Below are 20,343 nucleotides of genomic sequence, written 5' to 3' on the forward strand. Positions count from 1 at the left end.
GCACCTGACTAGGCATAACAGGTGCTTTACTCGTCAACTTCTTTGTCAAAAAGTTCGTCTGTAACGACTGCAGTTGTGGGGGGAATTCCGAGTTCGTTTGCTCTTTTGTCCGCCATGGAGAGCAAACGCCGGATGCGTCCTGCGACTGCGTCTTTGGTCATTGGCGGATTGGCTAGCTGTCCAAGTTCTTCTAATGATGCCTGCTTGTGCTCGATGCGCAGCTGTCCTGCAGACACCAAGTGATCTGGTACATCGTCGCCGAGAATCTCTAGAGCGCGTTCTACTCGTGCTGCCGCAATAACGGCCGCACGAGCTGAGCGCCGCAGGTTGGCATCGTCGAAGTTTGCCAAGCGGGTGGCCGTAGCTCGCACTTCACGACGCATTCGCTGTTCTTCCCATTGCAGGCGAGTAGTCTGGGCTCCCATTCGCGTGAGGAGCGCACCAATCGCATCGCCCTCCCGGATGATAACTCGATCGCCACTGCGGGACTTATTTTCCTTGCTCTTAGCCGTAATTCCGAGCCTACGAGCACATCCCACCAATGCGAGTGCCGCTTCAGCTGAAGGAGCAGTGACTTCCAAAGCTGAGGAACGCCCAGGCTCAGTCAGTGAACCATGTGCCAAAAATGCACCCCGCCATGCAGCTTCCTGATCAATCTTCTGCCCCATGATCAGCTTGCGTGGTAGCCCACGTACGGGATGTCCTGCAGAGTCAATCAGGCCAGTTTGCCTAACGACAAGTTCCGCGCCATCGGTTACCCGCACGATGTACTTCGAGGTCTTTCGCAACCCACCGGGAGACAAGACATTGAGGCTGGCTTTGACATCGTAGAGTTCGGCCAGCATGGAGCGCAGGCGGCGTGCGACAGCGCCGGAATCCAACTCAGCCTCCAGCACAATCGAACCTGCCACCAGGTGGAGTCCTCCCGCGAAGCGGAACAGGGTCGCAATCTCCGCTGCCTGAGCGCTTTCCTGCGAAACTGACACGCGGGCTAGTTCGTCTTTGACCTTCGCCGTCAATGCCACGATGCTGTCGATCCTCATTTCATGTGTACGAGCTGGGTTTGGGCCTGGCTAATTTAAGTTTAATTAACCCCATTTGAGCTCTAGCAATAAACCTCAAGGATAGTATCCTGAACCAATCGAGTGGCAATTAGCTGATCGCCTGCTGCATCCCCGCAGGAGAATGCAGAAATACCCTCGATTGGCCGGACGCTTTAGAGGAACTGACGAAGTGCAGTAGCTAGCTTCTCCGGCGAATGCCGACCCGTCAGAGCTCCGTAGTCGTCCACTTCTTGCACATCGGCGAAGACCACTTTCGCATCTAGGCTGTCCGCCGCTCGCTGCAGGTATTCCCGTTCGGTATCCGCGAGCGGCGTGTTGTCGTCGACAAGCACGTAATTGAGCTTCAAGTTAGGTGCATGCTGCGTGAGCATATGGATGTGCCGTTCGGAAGAAAAACCGGCGGTCTCCCCCGGCTCGGCGACCAGATTAAGCACTACGACGGTTGTGGCATTGGTTTCTTGCAGAGCGTCCCGCAACCCGGGCACCTGAAGATGTGGCAGAACCGAAGTGAACCACGAACCCGGACCCAGCGTCACCAAATCAGCATTGAGGATAGCTTCAATGGCCTCCTCGGATGCCGGCGGCGCCTCAGGAATCAGCCGGATTCGACGCACCTGGCCAGGCGTGGTGGCCACTGCGACCTGGCCACGGACTTGGCGCACGACGCGAGCATCCTGCTCCAGGCCAACGACTTCGGCCTCAATCTCTAACGGGATTGGCGACATGGGCACGACGCGACCTTGGATTTGCAACAACCGGCCAATTTCGTCAAGCGCGTCGACTTCATTTCCCATCACACTGGTGAGGCCAGCAATGATCAGATTCCCAATCGCATGCCCTGCGAGTGCGCCAGTTCCGCCAAAGCGGTGCTGCAGTGTCTTTTCCCACAGATCTCCTTTTTCCGTATCTGCGGAAAGCGCGGCGAGCGCCATGCGAAGGTCTCCAGGGGGAATCTGCCCCAGCTCACGACGAAGGCGACCGGAGGATCCTCCATCGTCGGCAACTGTGACCACCGCTGTGACATGGTCCGCAACTTGACGGTCAGCTCTCAGCGTGGCAAATAGACCATGACCGCCGCCCAGACTGGTAATTGATGTCAATTTCTACACCTCCACGGAAACCGCTAATTGCGGTCAATATCGCGGTGGACGACGTTGACGTTGATCCCGGAAACTCCCTCGAGCTTCTTAGCCAGCGCCTCCGACATGGCCACACTTCGGTGGTGGCCTCCGGTGCATCCCACAGCGATAGTCATAAAACCCTTGCCCTCACGCCGGTAACCGGGCAAAACCAATTCAATCAAGTTTGTGACGTTGTCCAAGAACCCCTGAGACTCCGGTTGGGACAGTACGTAGTCGGCCACTGCTTTGTTGGTACCACGGCCCGCACGCAGCTCAGGTACCCAATAGGGGTTGGGGAGAAAACGGACGTCGAAAAGCATGTCGGCATCGCGCGGTGCACCGTGCTTAAACCCGAAGGACTCGATGGTAATCTGTTGAATCTTGCTAGCGGTATCCGACAGCTGATGCTCTAACTCACGGCGCAAATCGTGCACGCTCATGTCAGAGGTATCCACTACCAAATCCGACATGCCCTTTATGGGCAGCAGCATCTGACGTTCAGCTGCAATACCCTGTGAAAGCGTGCCATTTTCCTGCAGCGGATGTGTGCGGCGGACTGAGTCGTAGCGGGCGATGAGGGTGTCGTCGTTAGCATCGAAGAAGATGACATAGGGCTGGCGCCCCTCATTGCGGAGTCCGTCGAGCACCTCCCCCAAACTGCCCGCGAATGCGCGCGAGCGAACGTCGGTGACGATAGCGAGGCGCTCTACTGGAGAGTCCGCCTCAAACGACAACTCGACCATGCGCATAATCAACTCCGGGGGCAGGTTGTCTGCGACATACCAGCCCATCTCCTCCAAGACGCTGGCGGCCGTATTGCGTCCGGAACCGGACATGCCGGTAATCAGCACAAGTGACTTTTCAGCCTGAGGGGAATAACCCGAAGTAATCATGCCAATACTCTAATACAATTTCGGCCAACCGCTCTCGGTTTTACTAGCGGAAGTAAACCCGCTAGCACTGTTTCAAGTGCGGTTTTAGCCACTTGTTTACCTACTTCTACGCCTATTCTCCGGTACCGACATCCGAGTTTGGTTGTGAGGATTTTTCGTCTGGGTGGAGGTAATCGTAGACAGTTTTCGCGAGCGTCGGCCCGAAACCAGCTACCTCTTCTATCTGCCCGACGCTGGCCTTTTTCAGCGCCGCAACGGAGCCAAAGTGTTTGACCAACTCACTGCGGCGTGCTGGCCCCAGCCCTTTAATGCCATCGAGTACCGAAGAGCGCATGCGCTTAGAGCGCTGCTGACGGTGATAAGTAATGGCAAAGCGGTGCGCCTCATCACGAATTCGCTGGATAAGGTACATCGCTTCCGAATTGCGCGGCAGAATGAGTGGCTCATCATCGTCGGGAATCCACAGCTCTTCTAAGCGCTTGGCAATACCCACGAGCGTCACATCGGTGACCTCGAGTTCATCGAGGACTGCCTGAGCGGCTGCGACCTGCGGTGCACCACCGTCGACAATGAACAACTGTGGCGGGTAGGCAAATTTGCGGCTACTCCTCGACTGCTCATCGACGGCATCAGTCGTCTCTTCGACGAACATTTCGCTGGCATCATCGGGCATGGCGAGCTTGTCCTCGTTATGGCGCAGAAAACGACGGCGCACCACCTCAGCAATGGAGCCGACGTCGTCGGAGCGACCGTCACCCGCTGCATCCTTGATACGGTAGCGGCGATAGTCGGACTTCTTCGGCAATCCGTCCTCGAAGACCACCAACGAGGCCACCACATCGGTGCCTTGAATATGCGAGATGTCAGTGCATTCGATACGCAGCGGCGCTTCATCCATAAACAGCGCGTCCTGAAGTTCGGAGAGAGCCTGCGATCGAGTAGTTAGATCTCCACTTCGCTTTAGTTTGTGCTGGCGTAGCGCTTCAGCTGCATTTTTCTGCACGGTCTCCATGAGTGTCCGCTTGTCACCGCGCTGCGGGACCCGAATGTCCACATTGGTGCCACGAATATCGGCCAAAAATGCAGCAACCTCGTCAAGATCGTCGGGCGTGGCCTGGACGAGAATTTCGCGTGGCACAACTTGGGCAGCAGTGGTCGATTCATCGCCGTCGACATCCGCGTGCTTGGCGGCATCGCCATAGAACTGTGTCAGGAACTGCGTTAGCAGCCCACCCAAGCTGGGGTCTGTCTCTCCCTCTCGAAACTCTGTAGTCGCGTATTCGCCGGACTTCTCCACTACCCAGCCGCGCTGACCGTAAATACGTCCTGCTCGAACGTGGAAAATCTGCACGGCCGCTTCTAGTTCGTCGGTTGCTAGCGCAATAAAATCGGCATCGGCGGCGTCGGAAAGCACGACTGACTGCCGCTCCATGACCTTGTCGATGGCAGCGAGGTTGTCGCGCAGGCTCGCGGCGCGCTCAAAGTCTAACTCGGCGGCAGCTTCCTCCATTTCCTTCTTCAAGCGCCTGGTGACCGGACCCGTATTCCCGGACATGAAGCTGGTAAAACCACGGACAATTTCGCGGTGTTCTTCGGCACTGACACGGCCGACACAAGGCGCCGAGCATTTGTCGATATAGCCGAGCAAACAGGGCCGTCCCAGGGCCTGCTGCCGGTTGAAGACTCCCTTGGAACAAGTGCGGACCGGGAAAACTCGTGTAAGCAAGTCGAGGGTTTCTCGGATGGCCCACGCGTGTGAATAGGGGCCGAAATAACGCACGCCATTCCGGCGCGGTCCTCGGTAGAGAAACAGCCGCGGGTACAGCTCGCCGACGCTGACGGCCAACATCGGATACGACTTATCGTCGCGGTACATCACGTTGAACCGCGGATTAAAGCGCTTGATCCAGGTGTACTCCAACTGCAGCGCTTCGACCTCATTGTGGACAACAGTCCACGTCACCTTCGAAGCGGACTGCACCATCTGGCGGGTGCGGGGATGCAGCCAAGTTAAGTCCTGGAAGTAGTTAGACAGACGCGCACGGAGATTCTTCGCCTTGCCGACGTAGAGAACGCGTCCGGTTGAATCGAGAAAACGGTACACCCCCGGCTCCGTGGGAATGGTGCCGGGGGCGGGACGGTACTGAGAAGGGTCAGTCACTTACGGTGTCCTTAAAACATGTCCTTGGGTTAATCCTCCGGCATGAACTTGTCTTCAAGTTCACGGAACCGGCGGATGTCTTCCACGACGCGGCTGCCGTCGGCTGACTGGAGCGCGAGCATCGGCACAAACTCAAAGTCTGGCAGCTCCAAGCGAGCCCAGCGGGACTTCTTTGGAAAACTCAGGCCGTAGACATCGACCCACGGGTAGAACTTCGCATTGAGCAGATTGCGGACTTCCACGCCCGTGGCATTTACGCGAACGCGAGCCCGAGTCAGCAGCAGGATTACCCCGGCGATGATCAAACCAATCATTGGGAAAGCCAGCTGGTCAATAGTCGTCACCGAAGCGCCGGTGTTACCAAAGTCCACCACGATGCCCATGAAGATATGGATAGCGAAGACTACAACTGCAGCGATAATCGCCCACAGACGCAGCTTTTGCGAGGTGATTTCCAATAGCCATTTGTCTTCACTACCGGTGTCGACGGCAGTCGAATTGCTGTGGCGTTCGGAGTTACCCATTCTTACTCAGCTCCACCTTCACGAAGAGACTTCAACACGGCGACGGTATGCAGCGCTGCGGCCATGGCCTCGCGACCTTTATTCTCCACAGCTCCCTCACCGCCGGCACGATCAATTGCCTGCTGCTCAGTGTTGCAGGTCAATACACCATTGCCAACAGGTGTCTCACAGTCCAGTGCAATCCGCGTCAGCCCCTCAGTCACCGAGTCGCAGACATAGTCGAAGTGCGGCGTACCACCGCGGATAACGCATCCCAGCGCCACCACGGCGTCGTGAGTTCGCGCGAGCTGCTGTACCACAACCGGAATCTCCAGAGCACCGACGACAGTCACATCCGTGACTACAGCGCCGGCCTCCTCAGCCTGTGCCAGCGCTTCACGACGAAGCTGCCCAGTAATCTCCTCGTTCCAGTGAGAGGTGACCAGACCGACGGTCACACCAGTGGAATCGGGAACGGTAATTTCAGGAAGACCTGCGCCACTCATCTACTGTGCTCCTTCTGTCGAAATGCCGTGGGTCTCCATGTACTCATCCAACCAAGGAAGTTCATGGCCCATGCGTTCGCGCTTTGTCAACAAGTATTTCAAGTTATCCTCGTTGACCTCAACTGGCACCGGTACCCGGCGGCTCATCTCCAGTCCATAACCACCTAGGCCGGCGCGCTTGGTCGGATTGTTCGTCAGCAGCGCCATAGAGGTGACCCCAAGATCCTGCAGAATCTGTGCACCAGTGCCGTACTCGCGGGCGTCCGACGGCAAACCGAGTGCGAGATTGGCATCAACGGTGTCAGCGCCTTCATCTTGCAGGTGGTAGGCCTGCAGCTTCGGCATCAGACCAATGCCTCGGCCTTCGTGACCGCGCATGTAGAGAATGACGCCGCGCCCTGCCTCGTGGACCATGCGCATGGAGTTGTGCAGCTGTTGACCGCAGTCACAGCGGCGAGATCCCAATGCGTCGCCGGTGAGGCATTCGGAGTGCACACGCACGAGGACATCCTGGCCATTGTTGGAAGACACATCCCCCACAACGAGAGCGACATGCTCGACACCGTCGATAAGGCTGCGGTAACCAATGGCACGGAACTCGCCGTAGTCGGTCGGCAGCTTGGTTTCGACAACGCGCTCAATCAAGTGTTCGTTGTGGCGACGGTATTCGATGAGCTGCTCGATGGAAATCAGCGCTAAATCGTGGTCGTCGCAGAAGCGACGTAGTTCCTCCGCGCGCGCCATGCTGGTCGGGTCTTCCTCGGAGACAACCTCACACAGCACACCGGCAGGACGAAGCCCTGCCAGGCGGGCGAGATCGACCGCAGCCTCGGTGTGGCCGGCACGGATGAGGACGCCACCATCGCGAGCTCGCAACGGAACCACGTGTCCCGGTCGGGTGAAATCGTGCGGGCTGGACGTGGGGTCAGCCAGAGTACGAATGGTGTTCGCACGATCTGTGGCGGAAATACCGGTCGTACCGGTGTTGGCATCCACGGTCACTGTGTATGCGGTACCGCGGGCATCCTCATTCTCCGACACCATCGGTGGCAGATTCAGACGCTCGCAGTCCTCGGCGGTCAGCGGTGCACAGATGTAACCAGAGGAATAGCGAACCATAAAGGCAACAAGTTCAGGCGTTACCTTCTCTGCGGCGAAGATGATGTCGCCCTCGTTCTCACGATCTTCATCGTCGACGACGACCACGGCCTTACCGGCTGCGATGTCCGCAATGGCCCGTTCAACAGAATCGAACTTAATCACAGTCTTGTAGCTTATCTTTCCAACATTTTCTCGACGTACTTGGCTAGCACATCGACTTCCAAATTGACCTTGGTGCCTACTGCGGTTGAACCAATAACGGAGTCCGTCAGCGTCGTCGGTATCAGGCTGACCTCAAAGAACCCCTCGCCTACTGCAGAGACAGTCAACGAGGTGCCATCCACGGCAATTGAGCCCTTTTCCACGACATACTTGGAGAGCTGCTTCGGCAGAGAAATCCGCACTACTTCCCAGCGTTCCCCTGGCGTGCGCGAAATAACCTCGCCGGTGCCATCGATATGTCCCTGCACGATATGGCCGCCGAGGCGTTGCCCTACTGCGGTTGCACGTTCGAGGTTGACCTTGGAACCGACCTCAACCTGGCCGAGACTCGACCTATCCAGAGTCTCTTGCATGAGATCAGCGGTAAAGAAGTCATTGTCAAACTCCACGACGGTCAAACAAACGCCATTGACAGCAATGGAGTCACCGTGGTGCACGTCGTCAAGCACGGTGGTCGCGCGAATGGTCAGCGTAATGGAATCGGCTTCGCGGTGGATTTCGCGAATTTCGCCGAGTTCCTCAACAATTCCCGTAAACATAGTGGTCAGGAAAATCCTTTAACATTTGTTATAAATTGAAAGATTTTTACAAAATTAACTCTAGCCGGTCTACCCGCGATCTTTGCCACTGCGGAGTGCCGTGATCAAAATGTCATCCCCCAGAGTCTCTACCGCGGCGGTACGGAAACGGGAGATGTCAGTGATGGTGGTCTCGTGGTTGGCCGATGTCACTGGCAGACCAGCGCCGAGAAAGGCCGGGGCAATATAGGACTCAATCGCGTCGACAGCATCGGCTTCTAAGAAAGCGCTGGCGAGCCGTGGACCGCCTTCTACCAGCACGTCAATAAGCCCCATATCCGCCATTGTCTCCAGCGCCACTTCCACATCGTGAGTGCGAATGTGGCGGAAGTTATCACCACGGATATTCGCATCGGCGGCGACCTCCGAAGTGCCAATCGCGATGCGCAGAGGTTGCGTTGACAGCTCCTCGCCGTCTGGTGTGCGCGCGGTCAATCGCGGATTGTCGGCGAGCACTGTTCCCGTTCCGACGACAATCGCTTGCCGACGTGCACGATCGATATGTACCCGTGCCCGCGCCTGCTCCCCTGTGATCCACTGCGAGGTGCGGTCGGTAGCGGCAGCGAAACCATCCAGCGTGCCCGCAGTCTTCAGCGTGATGTGTGGGCGCCGAGTGCGCTGCCAATGTAACCATGGCCGTAAGTAGCCAGCGGCTACTCGGTTACGCTGGAATTCTTCAACGACCTCGATGTCTTTATAACGCAACCACTCGCTGCCGCCAGCGGCCACGGGATTCGGATCGGCGACTGCAAATATGACGCGGGAAACACCGGCTGCCGCAAGTGCCTCGGTGCACGGTGGTGTACGGCCGATATGATTGCACGGCTCGAGTGTGACCACTGCAGTGCCGCCCTGAGCTCGTGGCCCCGCCATCTCCAATGCCTGTGGCTCTGCGTGTCGCCCGCCTACAGGCTCAGTTCCGGCCACACCTACCGCGATCCCTGCGGTATCGAGGATGACGCAACCAATCGGTGGATTGGGATAAGTGGTGCCTCGAACTCGCTGGCCGGCTTCTATGGCCAATGCCATCGCTTGTTCGTCAGTCAGCGGCTGAGCGGAGACGAGATCCGGAAACTGTGCCACCGTTTCTCACCGCCGTCTACTTAGTTGCAGCAGCGGTTGCCAATGCGCGCAGCTCATCGACAGCCGCCGCACGATCATCAGCGCCGAAAACGGCCGACCCTGCAACGAAGGCATCGCAACCAGCGGCGGCAGCGGATTCGATGGTCTTGGCGGAGATACCACCGTCAATCTCGATCAGAGTATCCAGACCTTCGGCATCAATGCGTTCACGTAGCTTCTCGACCTTGGCCAGCTGATCCGGCATAAAGGACTGGCCCCCGAAACCGGGCTCGACACTCATGACCAGCGCCTCGTCGAATTCGGCGAGGTGATCCAGCCACGGCTCAATTGGGGTACCCGGGCGCAGTGAGAACCCGGCCTTCACGCCCTGGGAACGAATGTGGCGTGCCAGTGCGATGGCATCGTCGGCGGCTTCCACATGGAAGATAACGGAGCTCGCCCCCGCCTTAATGTAGGTGTCGACCCACTTCTCCGGGTTTTCAATCATGAGATGGACATCCAAGTACTTGTCCGTCACCGCAGCTACGGCCTCCAGCACCGGAGCGCCGAAGGACAGGTTGGGAACGAAGTGGCCATCCATGACGTCGATATGTAGCCAATCTGCATTGGCTACAGCCTCAACCTCGCGGTCGAGGCGAGCGAAGTCAGCAGCGAGAATGGACGGGGCAATAATTGGTGCGCTCATAACCTCTGAGCCTAGTCGTTCTTGCGCAAAACTGAGAAGAACATCGCATCGGTCCCGTGGCGGTGTGGCCACATCTGCACAGATGGATACGGTCCGACATCAGTCATCGGCGCTACCAACTCGTGTGCACTCAGCTCAGTCACCGGTAATTCCGTCACTGCCCTGTCGACAATGCCCCTGGTTTCCCGCAGATGCGGCGAACACGTGGAATAGACGATGATGCCACCCGGCCGTGCAAGACGCACAGCTTCGCTGAGCAGTTCAAACTGCAGCGTAGTCAACGAGTTCAGATCGGACGGCGACTTCCGCCAGCGCGCTTCCGGGCGACGGCGGAGCGAGCCCAAGCCAGAGCACGGCGCGTCTACCAAGATGCGGTCAAAGCCTGTCTCGAGCCCGGTATCACGACCATCCGCAACCGTTACAGTCACTGGTAGCCCGGTAGTAGCCTTCTTCACCAGTTCTGCGCGAGTCGCCGATACCTCAACAGCATCGAGCTTCGCGCCCTCAATAGCTGCAATGCCGCCGATGAAAGCTGACTTACCACCGGGGCCGGAACACAGATCTAACCAGCGGCCGCTGTCTTCACCGGCAACGGGTGCCATGGTGACGGCACGCGCAATGAGCTGAGAACCCTCGTCCTGCACCGCAGCCAAACCCTGTCGGACCGGCTCCAACTCTCCTGGGGCACCGGAGTCCAAGCGCACGCAGTACGGCGACCACTGTCCCTCTTCACCGCCAGTGATCAGTGCCAATTCTTCAGCAGTAATCTCGCCCGGACGAGCGACCAAGTGCACCAGCGGGCGGGCATCGTCGGCAGCGAGTGCCTGCTGCAGCTCACCGGCTTGTGCACCGAGTGCGCGGGCAAACTCCATAGCAATCCAGCGCGGGTGGGCATGCTTCATTGCCACGTAGCCAATCGGATCGGTCGCGGGATCCGGCGCAATCTCAGCCACCCATTCGCTTTCGGTCTTCGAGGAGACCTTCCTCAAAATGGCATTGACAAAGCCGCGCGCGCCAGGTCCCGCCACCTTCGCCACTGCCCGCACCGAGGTATCGACCGCTGCGTAGGCGTCGACGCGCGTACGCAGCAGCTGGTACGTGCCCAGGCGTAGCACGTCCATCACCGGTCCAGCAATATCGCTTAACGGGCGTGACGACGATGCCTCAATCACGGCGTCCAACAGGCCTTCCGCCCGCAGTGTGCCGTACGTCAGCTCCGTTGCAAAAGCAGCATCCCGCCCCTTGAGCTTGTGTGTCTTCAGCAACTTGGGCAGCAGCAGGTTTGCGTAAGCATCCTTCTCGCGAACGTCAGCTAGTACCTTCAGCGCGACCTTGCGTGGCTGGTCAATGCCACCGCGATTATCCCCTCCTCGGGTGTCACGGTTACGGTTGCGGTCATCGCGGTTCTGTCCGCCGCGGTTGCTGCGCTGCCGTCCGCCACCGGTGTGGCGGGGTTTGTCGTTGCCCATTTACTCGCAGACCTTTCCGCCGGGTTGGCTACCTCGCGCCCAGTCGGACGCATCCATCATCTTCTTACCCTGTGGCTGCACCTTCACCAGCTGCACATAGCCATCGGCACAACGCACGGATACCCGGTGTTTCTCCACTACCAACTCACCTGGTGTGGCGGCTGCCACCTCTGGAGCAGCTGCCTTTCGCACCTCGTCGACCGCAGCGCTGTCCTCGTCGGAAAGCGGGGTGAGCTCTCCGACCTTCAAACGTGAGCCGTCGAGGGTCGTCCACGCACCTGGAGCAGGCGTGAACGCGCGAGCGCGGCGGTCGAGAAGATGTCGCGGCTGAGTCCAAACGATTCGGGCATCCTCCGGCCCGAACTTAGCGGCGTAGCTGACGTCCTGTTCCGGCTGAGCAGTCGGACGCAACGCACCTGCTTCGATGCCGTCCATGGTGGCGGTTAGAAGATCCGCGCCGGAGAATGCGAGGCGGGTCAAAAGGTCGTCGGCATTATCGGTCGAGCGAATCGCTTCGGTGACGGTACCGAAAACTGGTCCGGTATCCAGGCCCTTTTCAATCCGGAAGGTACTGGCACCCGTGACTTCGTCGCCAGCGGCGATAGCTGCCTGCACCGGCGCGGCACCTCGCCAAGCAGGAAGCAGTGAGAAATGCAGATTTACCCAGCCGTGCGTCGGTACATCGAGCAACTCCTCCGGCACGAGATTGCCGTAGGCGACCACCGGGATGCAGTCGGCGTTTAGTTCGCGGATCTGCTGTTGGATTTCCGCATCGCGCAGGGTAGTCGGGGTGAGAACGGGAATGTCGTGTTCCAAGGCCAGAGCCTTCACCGGCGAGGGCGAAAGCGACTTACCGCGGCCACGGCGGGCATCGGGGCGAGTGAGAACAGCAACGATCTCATGGTGGGAGTCTTTGAGTAACTTCTTCAGTGCAACGACAGCGGGTTCCGGGGTTCCGGCAAAAATCAGGCGCACAGTAAGTGGATTCCTTCCTGGTGGACCTAGTTGTTCTAGTTAATCTAGTGATGAAACTCGGGGCGCCACGCCCGGGGGGGGGCTAGGCGCAGGTGAGTTAACCGCGGTTGAGGAACCATTCCTGCTCACGCAGAGAGCGCATCGCGGTCTTGCGCTCGTCGCCCTCGAGACGCTTCAAAAACAGCACACCGTCCAGGTGGTCGCTTTCATGCTGCACGCAGCGAGCCAGCAGATCGTCAGCTTCGAAGCTCACCGGTGTGCCGTGGCGATCCTGGCCAGTAACGCGCACACGTGCGTGCCGAGTCACGGGTCCATTAATCCCCGGGATAGACAGGCATCCTTCGATTTCGTGGACAGTCTCATCGCCGATGGCTTCCCATTCCGGATTGACGATGTGCCCGCGGGTGCCATTGCAGTCGTAGACGAAGACGCGCTGCAGCACGCCAACCTGGTTTGCTGCGAGCCCGACACCCTGTTGCTCGTCCATGGTGTCGAACATGTCATCAATCAGGTGCGACAGCGTCGCGTCGAAATCAGTGACGGTTTCCGCCTTGGACAGCAACACCGGATCGCCGAAAAGACGTACCTCACGAACTGCCATGAACTTAGAGCCTCCAAGAAAACTGGTGTGAATCAAGCAATAACGCGCTCATTTTAGCAGCTAGCCGAAATTAATCGGATCGACGACAACGCGCACCGGCGTCGGGTCCTTCCTAGTCGCGCGAACGACCTGTGCTGCCTTCAACGCCGCTCCCACTGCCCGTGCTTGACGACGGTCACAGCGAATCAACATCCGCTGAATAGGTGTACCCGGCTCCACGCCCGCTGGTGGCCTGGCGTTGCGGGGAAGGTCTACCGGCCCCAGAATTTCCGCACCCGATGGGACTTCCAGGGACTCCATGAAGTTACGCAGGCCCTCTTCAGTCCCATCCACCGCTGCCACGTGAAAGGCCGGAGGCAGAGCGGCAGCTGTGCGGTCGGCCAATTCCCTGTTCGCAGCGCCTACCGCGTCCCATGCCAGAAGATCGGCCACAGTCGGGACTGCAGCATCCGCATCGATAACCACCGCCCCGCCTTGCTCCCGCGGACGGGCAAGCGTGACAGCCCGAGACCAATGCGCATAGGCCTCTTCATGAGCGCGCAAGTCCTGCCGGCCAAGCATCGCCCAAGTGTCCAGCAGCATCACTGCACCGTAGCCCTCCGGCGAATAAGGCTCGGCTCCCGGCGTGGCCACCACGACCCTCGGGCCTTCGGGAATGTCGTCAACAATGCGTTCTCCAGAGGAAGCGATGACCGGGAATGGACTGAAAATACGGCCAAACTCCTCTGCCGTACGTTCACTGCCGACCACGACCGGCCGAATCTTGGTGGAACCGCAGCTATGGCAACGGTGGTGAATGTCAATACGACCACACCACCGACACGTCGGTGGTGCCGGGTCGTCCGGGTTATCGGACGGTGGAATTCCCAGTGGACCATTACACCAGCGACAGCGCGCAGGCGCGCCACAGGAGCGGCACGACAGTGTCGGCACATATCCCTTGCGAGGTACCTGGACCAGGATCGGAAGCTTTTCGCGCAGCGCGGCCTTTGCCCGTCGAAAAGCGATGGCAGGAAGGCGTCCCCTACTGACGTCATCCGGGTCTTCGGAAGTGTCCGTCGAGGCAATCATCTCCGGCATGGACTCAGCCAGGGTGTCAGTTCCCGCGACCAGATTGTGCGCCCAACCTGAGGAGACGAGCAGCTGCACCTCGGCTGTACGGCTATACGACGCAAAGATGAGAGCGCATCCTTCCTGCGCACTACGCGTCACCAACACCTCGCGAGAGTGCACGTAGGGTGCGCGGGGATCCACGAGGTTGTCATCGCCATCATCGACAATCACTGCTAAACGCAGATTCTTCACTGGCGCGTATGCTGCCGAACGCGTGCCGACGACTATGCGCCCCTGGCCGTGCAGGATATCCAGGTAGCGGCGATAGCGGGACTCGGGACCGAGGCCAGCCCCGAGAAGAGTGAGCTGACGGGCAGAAATAAGCTCGCGAAAAGCGCTCTCAAAGCGCGCCTGTGTGCGTGCGTCCGGCACAATGATGAGAACACCGCCACCATCGCGCGCGACCGAAACGCTGAGTGCGGCGAGCATGGTTGCCACCTGTTCGCCTGGAACTGGCTGCCACGCTGCGCGTGCCGGGGCACCCTTGCGGACGGAATCGACAAAGGATTCGCCGAAGACATAGTTGCCCCAAGCGGAAAGGTCCGGATCTTCGGTGGCAAGCTTTCCCAACTCCTCCCACGTCGGGGGCATGTTCTCCTTGCGAGCACGTTCGGCCCGTGCATGACGGGTTGGGATGGCGGAGCGAATGATGTTTGAGCGCGTTGCGCCGTAATACTCCGCCAGAGAATCCACCAACCGTCGAAGCTGAGGCGGATAGACAACCTCAGAGCTGATGACATCCTTGAGATAGGACAGTTTGCCGTCGTGAGTGGGCGTGGTACAGCGCTCCAGCACCAGCGCATTGACCAACTGGCCGTGGAAGCGAATCCGCACGCGGCAACCGACGACCGCTTCCTCCGCTAGCGCGCGCGGAACCAGGTAGTCGAAGGGGCGATCTAACTGCGGCAGCCCCAAAAGCGGAAGCACCCGCGCGACTGGCAGCTTCTCAGCTGCGGCGGCGGGTGCGAAGGGGGCGTCGGTCATAGAGTCTTACTCTACTGCCCTACCCCAGGGTAATGCTGGCGGGTGGTGTTTATCCCAGGCCAGCGGCTGCGCGGAGCTCTTCAACGCGGTTGAGCTGCTCCCACGGCAGGTCCAAGTCAGTTCGGCCGAAGTGACCGTAGGTGGAGGTCTGTGCATAAATCGGGCGCAGCAGGTCCAGGTCACGAATAATAGCGGCCGGACGAAGGTCGAAGACCTTGTTGATAGCCTCGCGGATGGCGTCGTCTGAAACGTGACCAGTGCCGAAAGAGTCGACGTAGAGGCCCACTGGGCGAGCGCGACCGATAGCGTAGGCGACCTGAATCTCGAGGCGGTCAGCCAGACCCGCGGCCACGGCATTCTTCGCAACCCAACGGGTGGCATAAGCGCCGGAGCGGTCCACCTTTGACGGGTCCTTGCCCGAGAACGCGCCGCCACCGTGACGAGCCATACCGCCGTAAGTGTCGACGATAATCTTGCGACCGGTCAGGCCGGCATCGCCCATCGGGCCACCGATAATAAACTGGCCAGAAGGGTTAACCAGCAGCTTCAATTCATCGGTAACAAAACGCTCGCGCAGGTTAGCGTCGTCGAGCACCCAATCGACGACGTGAGTCTTAATCTGCTCGGTGATCCACTCCTGGGTGACGTCCGGGTCGTGCTGCGTGGACACCACAACGGTGTCCAAGTACGCCGGGCTATTGTCTTCGTCGTAAGCGAAGGTGACCTGAGTCTTACCATCCGGTCGAAGCGATGGGACGATCCCTTCCTTGCGTACCTGCGTCAAGCGGCGAGCCAGGCGGTGCGCCAGTGCAATCGGTAGCGGCATATACTCCGGCGTTTCGTTGGTAGCGTAGCCGAACATCAGCCCCTGGTCGCCAGCGCCCTTGAGATCTTCTGCTTCGACTTCTCCACCAGAGCTGCGTGCTTCCAGAGAAGTGTGCACACCGTCGTGGATGTCTGAGGACTGCTCACCGATCGAAATGGAGACACCACAGGTTTTGCCGTCAAAGCCCTTTTCAGAAGAATCGAAACCGATCTCCTTCAATCGACTCCGGACAATACCGGGGATGTCGACGTAGCTTTTCGTGCGAACCTCGCCAACAACATGGACTAAACCGGTAGTCACCACAGTCTCGACGGCGACCATCGATGCAGAATCCTGCGCGAGCATAGCGTCAAGGATGGAGTCCGAAATCGAGTCGCAAATCTTATCTGGGTGCCCCTCGGTAACAGATTCACTGGAAAACAGTCGAAGATTAGAGGCCACGAGCAGTACAACTTTCTTCTAGATTATTTCCCCACCCCTGCGGTGTCGCTGCAGCGTGGGTTTTCGTTTGATTCGATAATTATAGACCAAGCGGTTCAGTCGCCGTAGTAGGCACCGGCTACTCCGCTGGCTGAGGTTCCTGTCGCAGCTCGGAAACTGCATCCAAAATCGAACCGGCCACCGAGAATTTTGAGCCCCGCGGCACGTCCCACTGCTCGCCATCGAGAGACAGCAACCATCCGACATTGTCAGTCGCACCGAAAGTTTGCCCACCCGAGACGTCGTTACACATGAGCAAATCGCAGCCCTTGCGAACAATCTTCTGCTTCGCAAGCTCGAGCGGCGTCGTCGTCTCGTCACCGGTCTCAGCCGCAAAGCCCACCATCGTCGTGGTCGCCGGAATCTCGCCCGCTTTACGACGCTCCACAGTGGTAGCCAGAATATCTGGGTTTTCTACGAGCTGAATGTTGCTCAACGCGTCGTCTGCGACGCCCTTCTTCATCTTGGCCCCAGCGGTCGATGCCGGACGGAAGTCGGCGACGGCGGCGGCAAAAATGCAGACATCGGCCAGCTTGGAGTGTTCGTGCGCGGCCTCGGCCATCTCCAAAGTGGAATCAACCCTTACAACATTCGCGCCCAGTGGTGTCGGCAACTGATCCGTATGTCCTGCCACCACGGTGACCTGAGCGCCACGCTGTGCTGCCATCTCGGCTAGCGCGAAGCCCTGACGACCTGAGGAGTGGTTGCCGATAAAACGTACCGGGTCGATAGCCTCACGGGTGCCACCGGCAGTAATCATGAAGCGTACGCCCTCGAAGTCGCGGCGGAAGTGGCGTGGATTCTCGACCGCTGCCAATGCTAGTGAAACAATCTGCTCTGGCTCCGGCAGGCGACCTGGACCGGTGTCCTTACCAGTCAAACGGCCATGGGCCGGATCGAGGACAATAGTGCCATGGCGACGAAGAGTCGCGACATTATCCCGCGTAGCTGGATGGTTCCACATTTCGGTGTGCATCGCAGGGGCCAACACCACTGGGCAAGTCGCCACAAGCAAGGTTGCGGTGAGCAGGTCGTCGGCACGCCCGTGCGCGGCGCGCGCCATAAAGTCGGCAGTCGCGGGAACCACGACGACGAGGTCGGCCTCCTGCCCCACGCGGACATGCTGAACCTCATCGACTGCGTCAAAAACTGTAGTCGACACCGGGTTCCCCGACAGCGCCTCGAAAGTAGCTGCACCTACAAAGTTCAATGCGGACTCAGTGGGAACGACACGAACATCGTGACCAAGTTCCTTGAAGCCTCGAACAACGTGTGCGGCCTTATATGCAGCGATGCCGCCGGCAACCCCGACGACAACCTTTAAACATTCGGATACGTCAGCATTACCGGCGGCATGCATACAGATATCTCCCCTTAAGGAAATGCTCTAGCCCTCAGTGTGGTCCAGCAGACCAGCGTTGATTTCACGAAGAGCGATGGACAGAGGCTTCTCAGCGACCCCCGGAGTAACCAGCGGGCCAACGTACTCCAGCATGCCTTCGTCAATCTGCTGGTAGTAGTCATTAATCTGGCGTGCACGCTTGGCAGCGAAGATAGCCAGAGCGTACTTCGAAGAAGCCTTACCAAGCAGCTCATCGATCGGCGGGTTGGTAATACCAATTGGCGGGTCGAACACTGCCTCGGTGGCGGTATTTTCCTGGGTCACGAGAAATCTTTCCTCAATAGAACGTGAGTTACTGGGGTGACAATAAAAATCGTCATAGCAATAGAAACACCATTGCTCGAAAGCGATTTCTACTATCTATGATGTGGAGTCGCCCTGTTACTTACCAGTAGTCAGCGCCCGAGCGATGGCCGCGACAGCATCATCGACGTTGTCGTTGACAACGACCTCATCGAATTCGTGCTGAGCATCCATTTCCACTCGTGCGGTTTCCAGGCGACGCTTGACTTGCGCCTCGGTTTCCGTGCCACGACCAGTGAGCCTGCTGACGAGAATCTCCCAGCTTGGCGGAGCCAAGAACAGCAGGTGAGCATTGGGCGCTACCTTACGGATGGAGCGGGCTCCCGCCAGATCCACCTCAATGAGTACTGGACGCCCCTCGGCGAGAGCTTTATCCACCGGGCCGCGCGGCGTACCAGAACGCTGCAGACCACCGTGGATTTCAGCCCACTCGAGCATCTCTCCTGCATCAATATGCTGTTGGAACTTCTCTGGGGTCACGAAGAAATAGTCGCGGCCATCGACCTCCCCCGGCCGTGCGGCGCGGGTGGTCATGGAAACGCTGAAGTACAGTCCGGGAACCTCGGCACGAAGCCGACTGACAACAGTGGATTTTCCTACACCGGCAGGGCCGGCGAGGACTACCAACTGACCGTTTTCATTCCCGGCCACTGCGACTAGTCCTCCACTGCGTAGCCGAAGCGCTCCAGCAGAGCGCGACGCTGACGGTCACCCAGGCCACGCAGACGGCGGGTCTGAGCAATCTCCAGGTCATTCATGATGTCCTGCGCCTTGACCTTGCCGACCTTCGGCAGAGCCTCGAGCAGAGCGGAGACCTTCATCTTGCCGATGATCTCGTTCTCGTCAGCCTGCTTGAGAACCTCTGGCAGGTCGATAGCGCCACGCTTCAGCTTGTCCTTGAGCTCTGCGCGTACCTTGCGGGCCTGAGCTGCCTTCTCGAGTGCTGCTGCACGCTGCTCCGGGGTCAACTGCGGAAGGGCCACGTGTTCCTCCGTAAAAATAGATTGGTTAGCTTCTTATTTACTAGCACGAGCCTCGCGTCCACCAAAGGCAGGCAACGACACCGTGCTTAACGATTGGAGACCGTACCGCACTCACCGGTTGTTGAGGCAAATGCTGACGGGGTGTCGATAAAAATGACACCGGGGCTTTATCCGCCCCACCTTTCGGTCGTGGTCAACCAACTCCGGCGATTGTAGCACCGTTTGCCCAGGAGAATGGAAATTGACCACGGTTTTTGTACGAAATCTCCTAGGAATTGTCACAGTAACTTGCCTATACCTACGCCACCGCCATCCGAGGGTCATTAGGAAAATCCCGGCAGCTAGGTACGGAAGAGCCCGCAGGGGCACCTGTTCTATGAGGTGTCCCCGCGGGCTTCTGACAATTCGGCGAACTGCTGCTAACTCTCGGAAAGGAACGGAGCTGCAGCTTCAATCGTTGCGCGCCGCAGCGCAGCAGGATCAGGTCCAGCGGAGAGAATCGCACGCGAAATATTCGGCAGTGCAAGCCCCTTGGATTCCCCTGCCAGACGATCTACATCTGCCGGGGTTCCACCCTGAGCTCCCACACCGGGCATGAGAATGGGACCGCGCAGGTCACTGAGCACCGGGGCGTCGTCAAGCGTTGCGCCAACAACAACGCCGATGCTGCCCGCCTTTGCACCACCGTCAATTTGGCGAGCATTAATAGCAGCTGCCTGGTTGACCATGGTCTGAGCCAGAGTCTCACCCGAAACCATCGCCTTCTGCACTGACGCACCTTCCGGATTGGACGTCGCGGCCAGCACAAACAAGCCCCGTCCGTTCTCCAACGCCAACGAAACCGCCGGATCAAGAGCACCGAACCCAAGGTACGGAGATACCGTCAGTGCGTCGGCGGCTAGCGGCGAGCTATCCGACAGCCAGGCTTCGGCGTATGCAGCCATAGTCGAACCGATATCGCCACGCTTGGCATCTGCAATCGACAGCGCACCTGCGTCCTTCAGGTCCGCCAACGTCCGCTCCAGGACGGCAAAGCCCTTGGAACCGTAGGCTTCGAAGAACGCCACCTGGGGCTTGACGACGGCAACGATGTCACCAAACGCTTCGACGCATGTGGTGGCAAAGCGCTCTAGACCTTCTGCCGATCGCGGTAGCTGCCAGGCATCCAGCAACCTAGGGTGCGGGTCGATTCCCACACAGAGCCGGCCGCGCTCGGCGACAACCTCGCTGAGGCGATCGCCGAAACCCTTAATTGTCCGCACTGCGGATCCTTCAGCCTTCGCGGTCATG

The 20,343-nt window shown here is 58.9% G+C and carries 20 protein-coding genes; all 20 read right to left on the reverse strand.

The features are described 5' to 3' along the window. Positions 1-26 precede the first annotated feature (26 nt). Positions 27-1,025 carry a DNA-binding protein WhiA gene (gene whiA, locus HMPREF2860_RS02585; protein WP_038629636.1) on the reverse strand — a complete coding sequence of 333 codons (999 nt, stop codon included), beginning with the start codon at positions 1,023-1,025 and terminating at the stop codon, positions 27-29. 191 nt (positions 1,026-1,216) lie between these two features. Continuing rightward, positions 1,217-2,164, reverse strand: a complete 948-nt coding sequence (gene yvcK / locus HMPREF2860_RS02590) for a gluconeogenesis factor YvcK family protein (protein WP_038628961.1) — start codon at positions 2,162-2,164, stop codon at positions 1,217-1,219. A 23-nt stretch (positions 2,165-2,187) separates the two neighbouring features. Further along, on the reverse strand, positions 2,188-3,078 hold the full coding sequence (gene rapZ / locus HMPREF2860_RS02595) for an RNase adapter RapZ (protein WP_005510809.1): 891 nt from the start codon (positions 3,076-3,078) through the stop codon (positions 2,188-2,190). Between the two features lie 112 nt (positions 3,079-3,190). Beyond that, positions 3,191-5,239 carry an excinuclease ABC subunit UvrC gene (gene uvrC, locus HMPREF2860_RS02600; RefSeq protein WP_070628573.1) on the reverse strand — a complete coding sequence of 683 codons (2,049 nt, stop codon included), beginning with the start codon at positions 5,237-5,239 and terminating at the stop codon, positions 3,191-3,193. Between the two features lie 29 nt (positions 5,240-5,268). Next, positions 5,269-5,763, reverse strand: coding sequence for a PH domain-containing protein (locus tag HMPREF2860_RS02605; RefSeq protein ID WP_038628952.1), 495 nt, complete (start codon positions 5,761-5,763; stop codon positions 5,269-5,271). A gap of 2 nt (positions 5,764-5,765) precedes the next feature. Continuing rightward, positions 5,766-6,248 carry a 6,7-dimethyl-8-ribityllumazine synthase gene (ribH, locus tag HMPREF2860_RS02610; protein WP_038628949.1) on the reverse strand — a complete coding sequence of 161 codons (483 nt, stop codon included), beginning with the start codon at positions 6,246-6,248 and terminating at the stop codon, positions 5,766-5,768. Further along, a complete protein-coding gene (locus HMPREF2860_RS02615) occupies positions 6,249-7,511 on the reverse strand; it encodes a bifunctional 3,4-dihydroxy-2-butanone-4-phosphate synthase/GTP cyclohydrolase II (RefSeq protein WP_049181011.1) in 1,263 nt (420 codons plus the stop codon). It abuts the gene before it with no gap. An 11-nt stretch (positions 7,512-7,522) separates the two neighbouring features. Next, the gene (locus tag HMPREF2860_RS02620) at positions 7,523-8,110 is read right to left on the reverse strand and encodes a riboflavin synthase (RefSeq protein WP_049181010.1); all 588 of its coding nucleotides are present in this window, start codon (positions 8,108-8,110) and stop codon (positions 7,523-7,525) included. 69 nt (positions 8,111-8,179) lie between these two features. After that, complete coding sequence (gene ribD, locus HMPREF2860_RS02625) at positions 8,180-9,232, reverse strand: bifunctional diaminohydroxyphosphoribosylaminopyrimidine deaminase/5-amino-6-(5-phosphoribosylamino)uracil reductase RibD (RefSeq protein WP_049181009.1); 1,053 nt, start codon at positions 9,230-9,232, stop codon at positions 8,180-8,182. A gap of 16 nt (positions 9,233-9,248) precedes the next feature. After that, a complete protein-coding gene (rpe, locus tag HMPREF2860_RS02630; protein WP_049181008.1) occupies positions 9,249-9,917 on the reverse strand; it encodes a ribulose-phosphate 3-epimerase in 669 nt (222 codons plus the stop codon). Positions 9,918-9,928: 11 nt separating this feature from the next. Continuing rightward, positions 9,929-11,386: an RsmB/NOP family class I SAM-dependent RNA methyltransferase gene (locus HMPREF2860_RS02635; protein WP_049181007.1), complete on the reverse strand. Its 1,458-nt coding sequence runs from the start codon at positions 11,384-11,386 to the stop codon at positions 9,929-9,931. After that, a complete protein-coding gene (gene fmt, locus HMPREF2860_RS02640) occupies positions 11,387-12,361 on the reverse strand; it encodes a methionyl-tRNA formyltransferase (protein ID WP_070628574.1) in 975 nt (324 codons plus the stop codon). It abuts the gene before it with no gap. A gap of 97 nt (positions 12,362-12,458) precedes the next feature. Continuing rightward, on the reverse strand, positions 12,459-12,962 hold the full coding sequence (def, locus tag HMPREF2860_RS02645; RefSeq protein WP_038628930.1) for a peptide deformylase: 504 nt from the start codon (positions 12,960-12,962) through the stop codon (positions 12,459-12,461). A gap of 60 nt (positions 12,963-13,022) precedes the next feature. Next, a complete protein-coding gene (locus HMPREF2860_RS02650) occupies positions 13,023-15,059 on the reverse strand; it encodes a primosomal protein N' (protein WP_070628575.1) in 2,037 nt (678 codons plus the stop codon). Between the two features lie 49 nt (positions 15,060-15,108). Then, positions 15,109-16,326, reverse strand: a complete 1,218-nt coding sequence (gene metK, locus HMPREF2860_RS02655; RefSeq protein WP_038628923.1) for a methionine adenosyltransferase — start codon at positions 16,324-16,326, stop codon at positions 15,109-15,111. A gap of 118 nt (positions 16,327-16,444) precedes the next feature. Then, positions 16,445-17,725 carry a bifunctional phosphopantothenoylcysteine decarboxylase/phosphopantothenate--cysteine ligase CoaBC gene (gene coaBC / locus HMPREF2860_RS02660; protein WP_070628576.1) on the reverse strand — a complete coding sequence of 427 codons (1,281 nt, stop codon included), beginning with the start codon at positions 17,723-17,725 and terminating at the stop codon, positions 16,445-16,447. A 27-nt stretch (positions 17,726-17,752) separates the two neighbouring features. Next, the gene (rpoZ, locus tag HMPREF2860_RS02665) at positions 17,753-18,031 is read right to left on the reverse strand and encodes a DNA-directed RNA polymerase subunit omega (protein WP_005510796.1); all 279 of its coding nucleotides are present in this window, start codon (positions 18,029-18,031) and stop codon (positions 17,753-17,755) included. Positions 18,032-18,148: 117 nt separating this feature from the next. Continuing rightward, on the reverse strand, positions 18,149-18,721 hold the full coding sequence (gene gmk / locus HMPREF2860_RS02670; protein WP_070628577.1) for a guanylate kinase: 573 nt from the start codon (positions 18,719-18,721) through the stop codon (positions 18,149-18,151). Positions 18,722-18,726: 5 nt separating this feature from the next. Next, a complete protein-coding gene (gene mihF / locus HMPREF2860_RS02675) occupies positions 18,727-19,053 on the reverse strand; it encodes an integration host factor, actinobacterial type (RefSeq protein ID WP_016422714.1) in 327 nt (108 codons plus the stop codon). Positions 19,054-19,472: 419 nt separating this feature from the next. Then, entirely contained in the window at positions 19,473-20,342 is an 870-nt protein-coding gene (gene pyrF / locus HMPREF2860_RS02680) for an orotidine-5'-phosphate decarboxylase (RefSeq protein ID WP_049181002.1), read from the reverse strand. Between the last annotated feature and the right edge of the window lies 1 nt (position 20,343).

The organism is Corynebacterium sp. HMSC064E10 (assembly GCF_001812505.1).
Taxonomy (GTDB): domain Bacteria; phylum Actinomycetota; class Actinomycetes; order Mycobacteriales; family Mycobacteriaceae; genus Corynebacterium; species Corynebacterium amycolatum.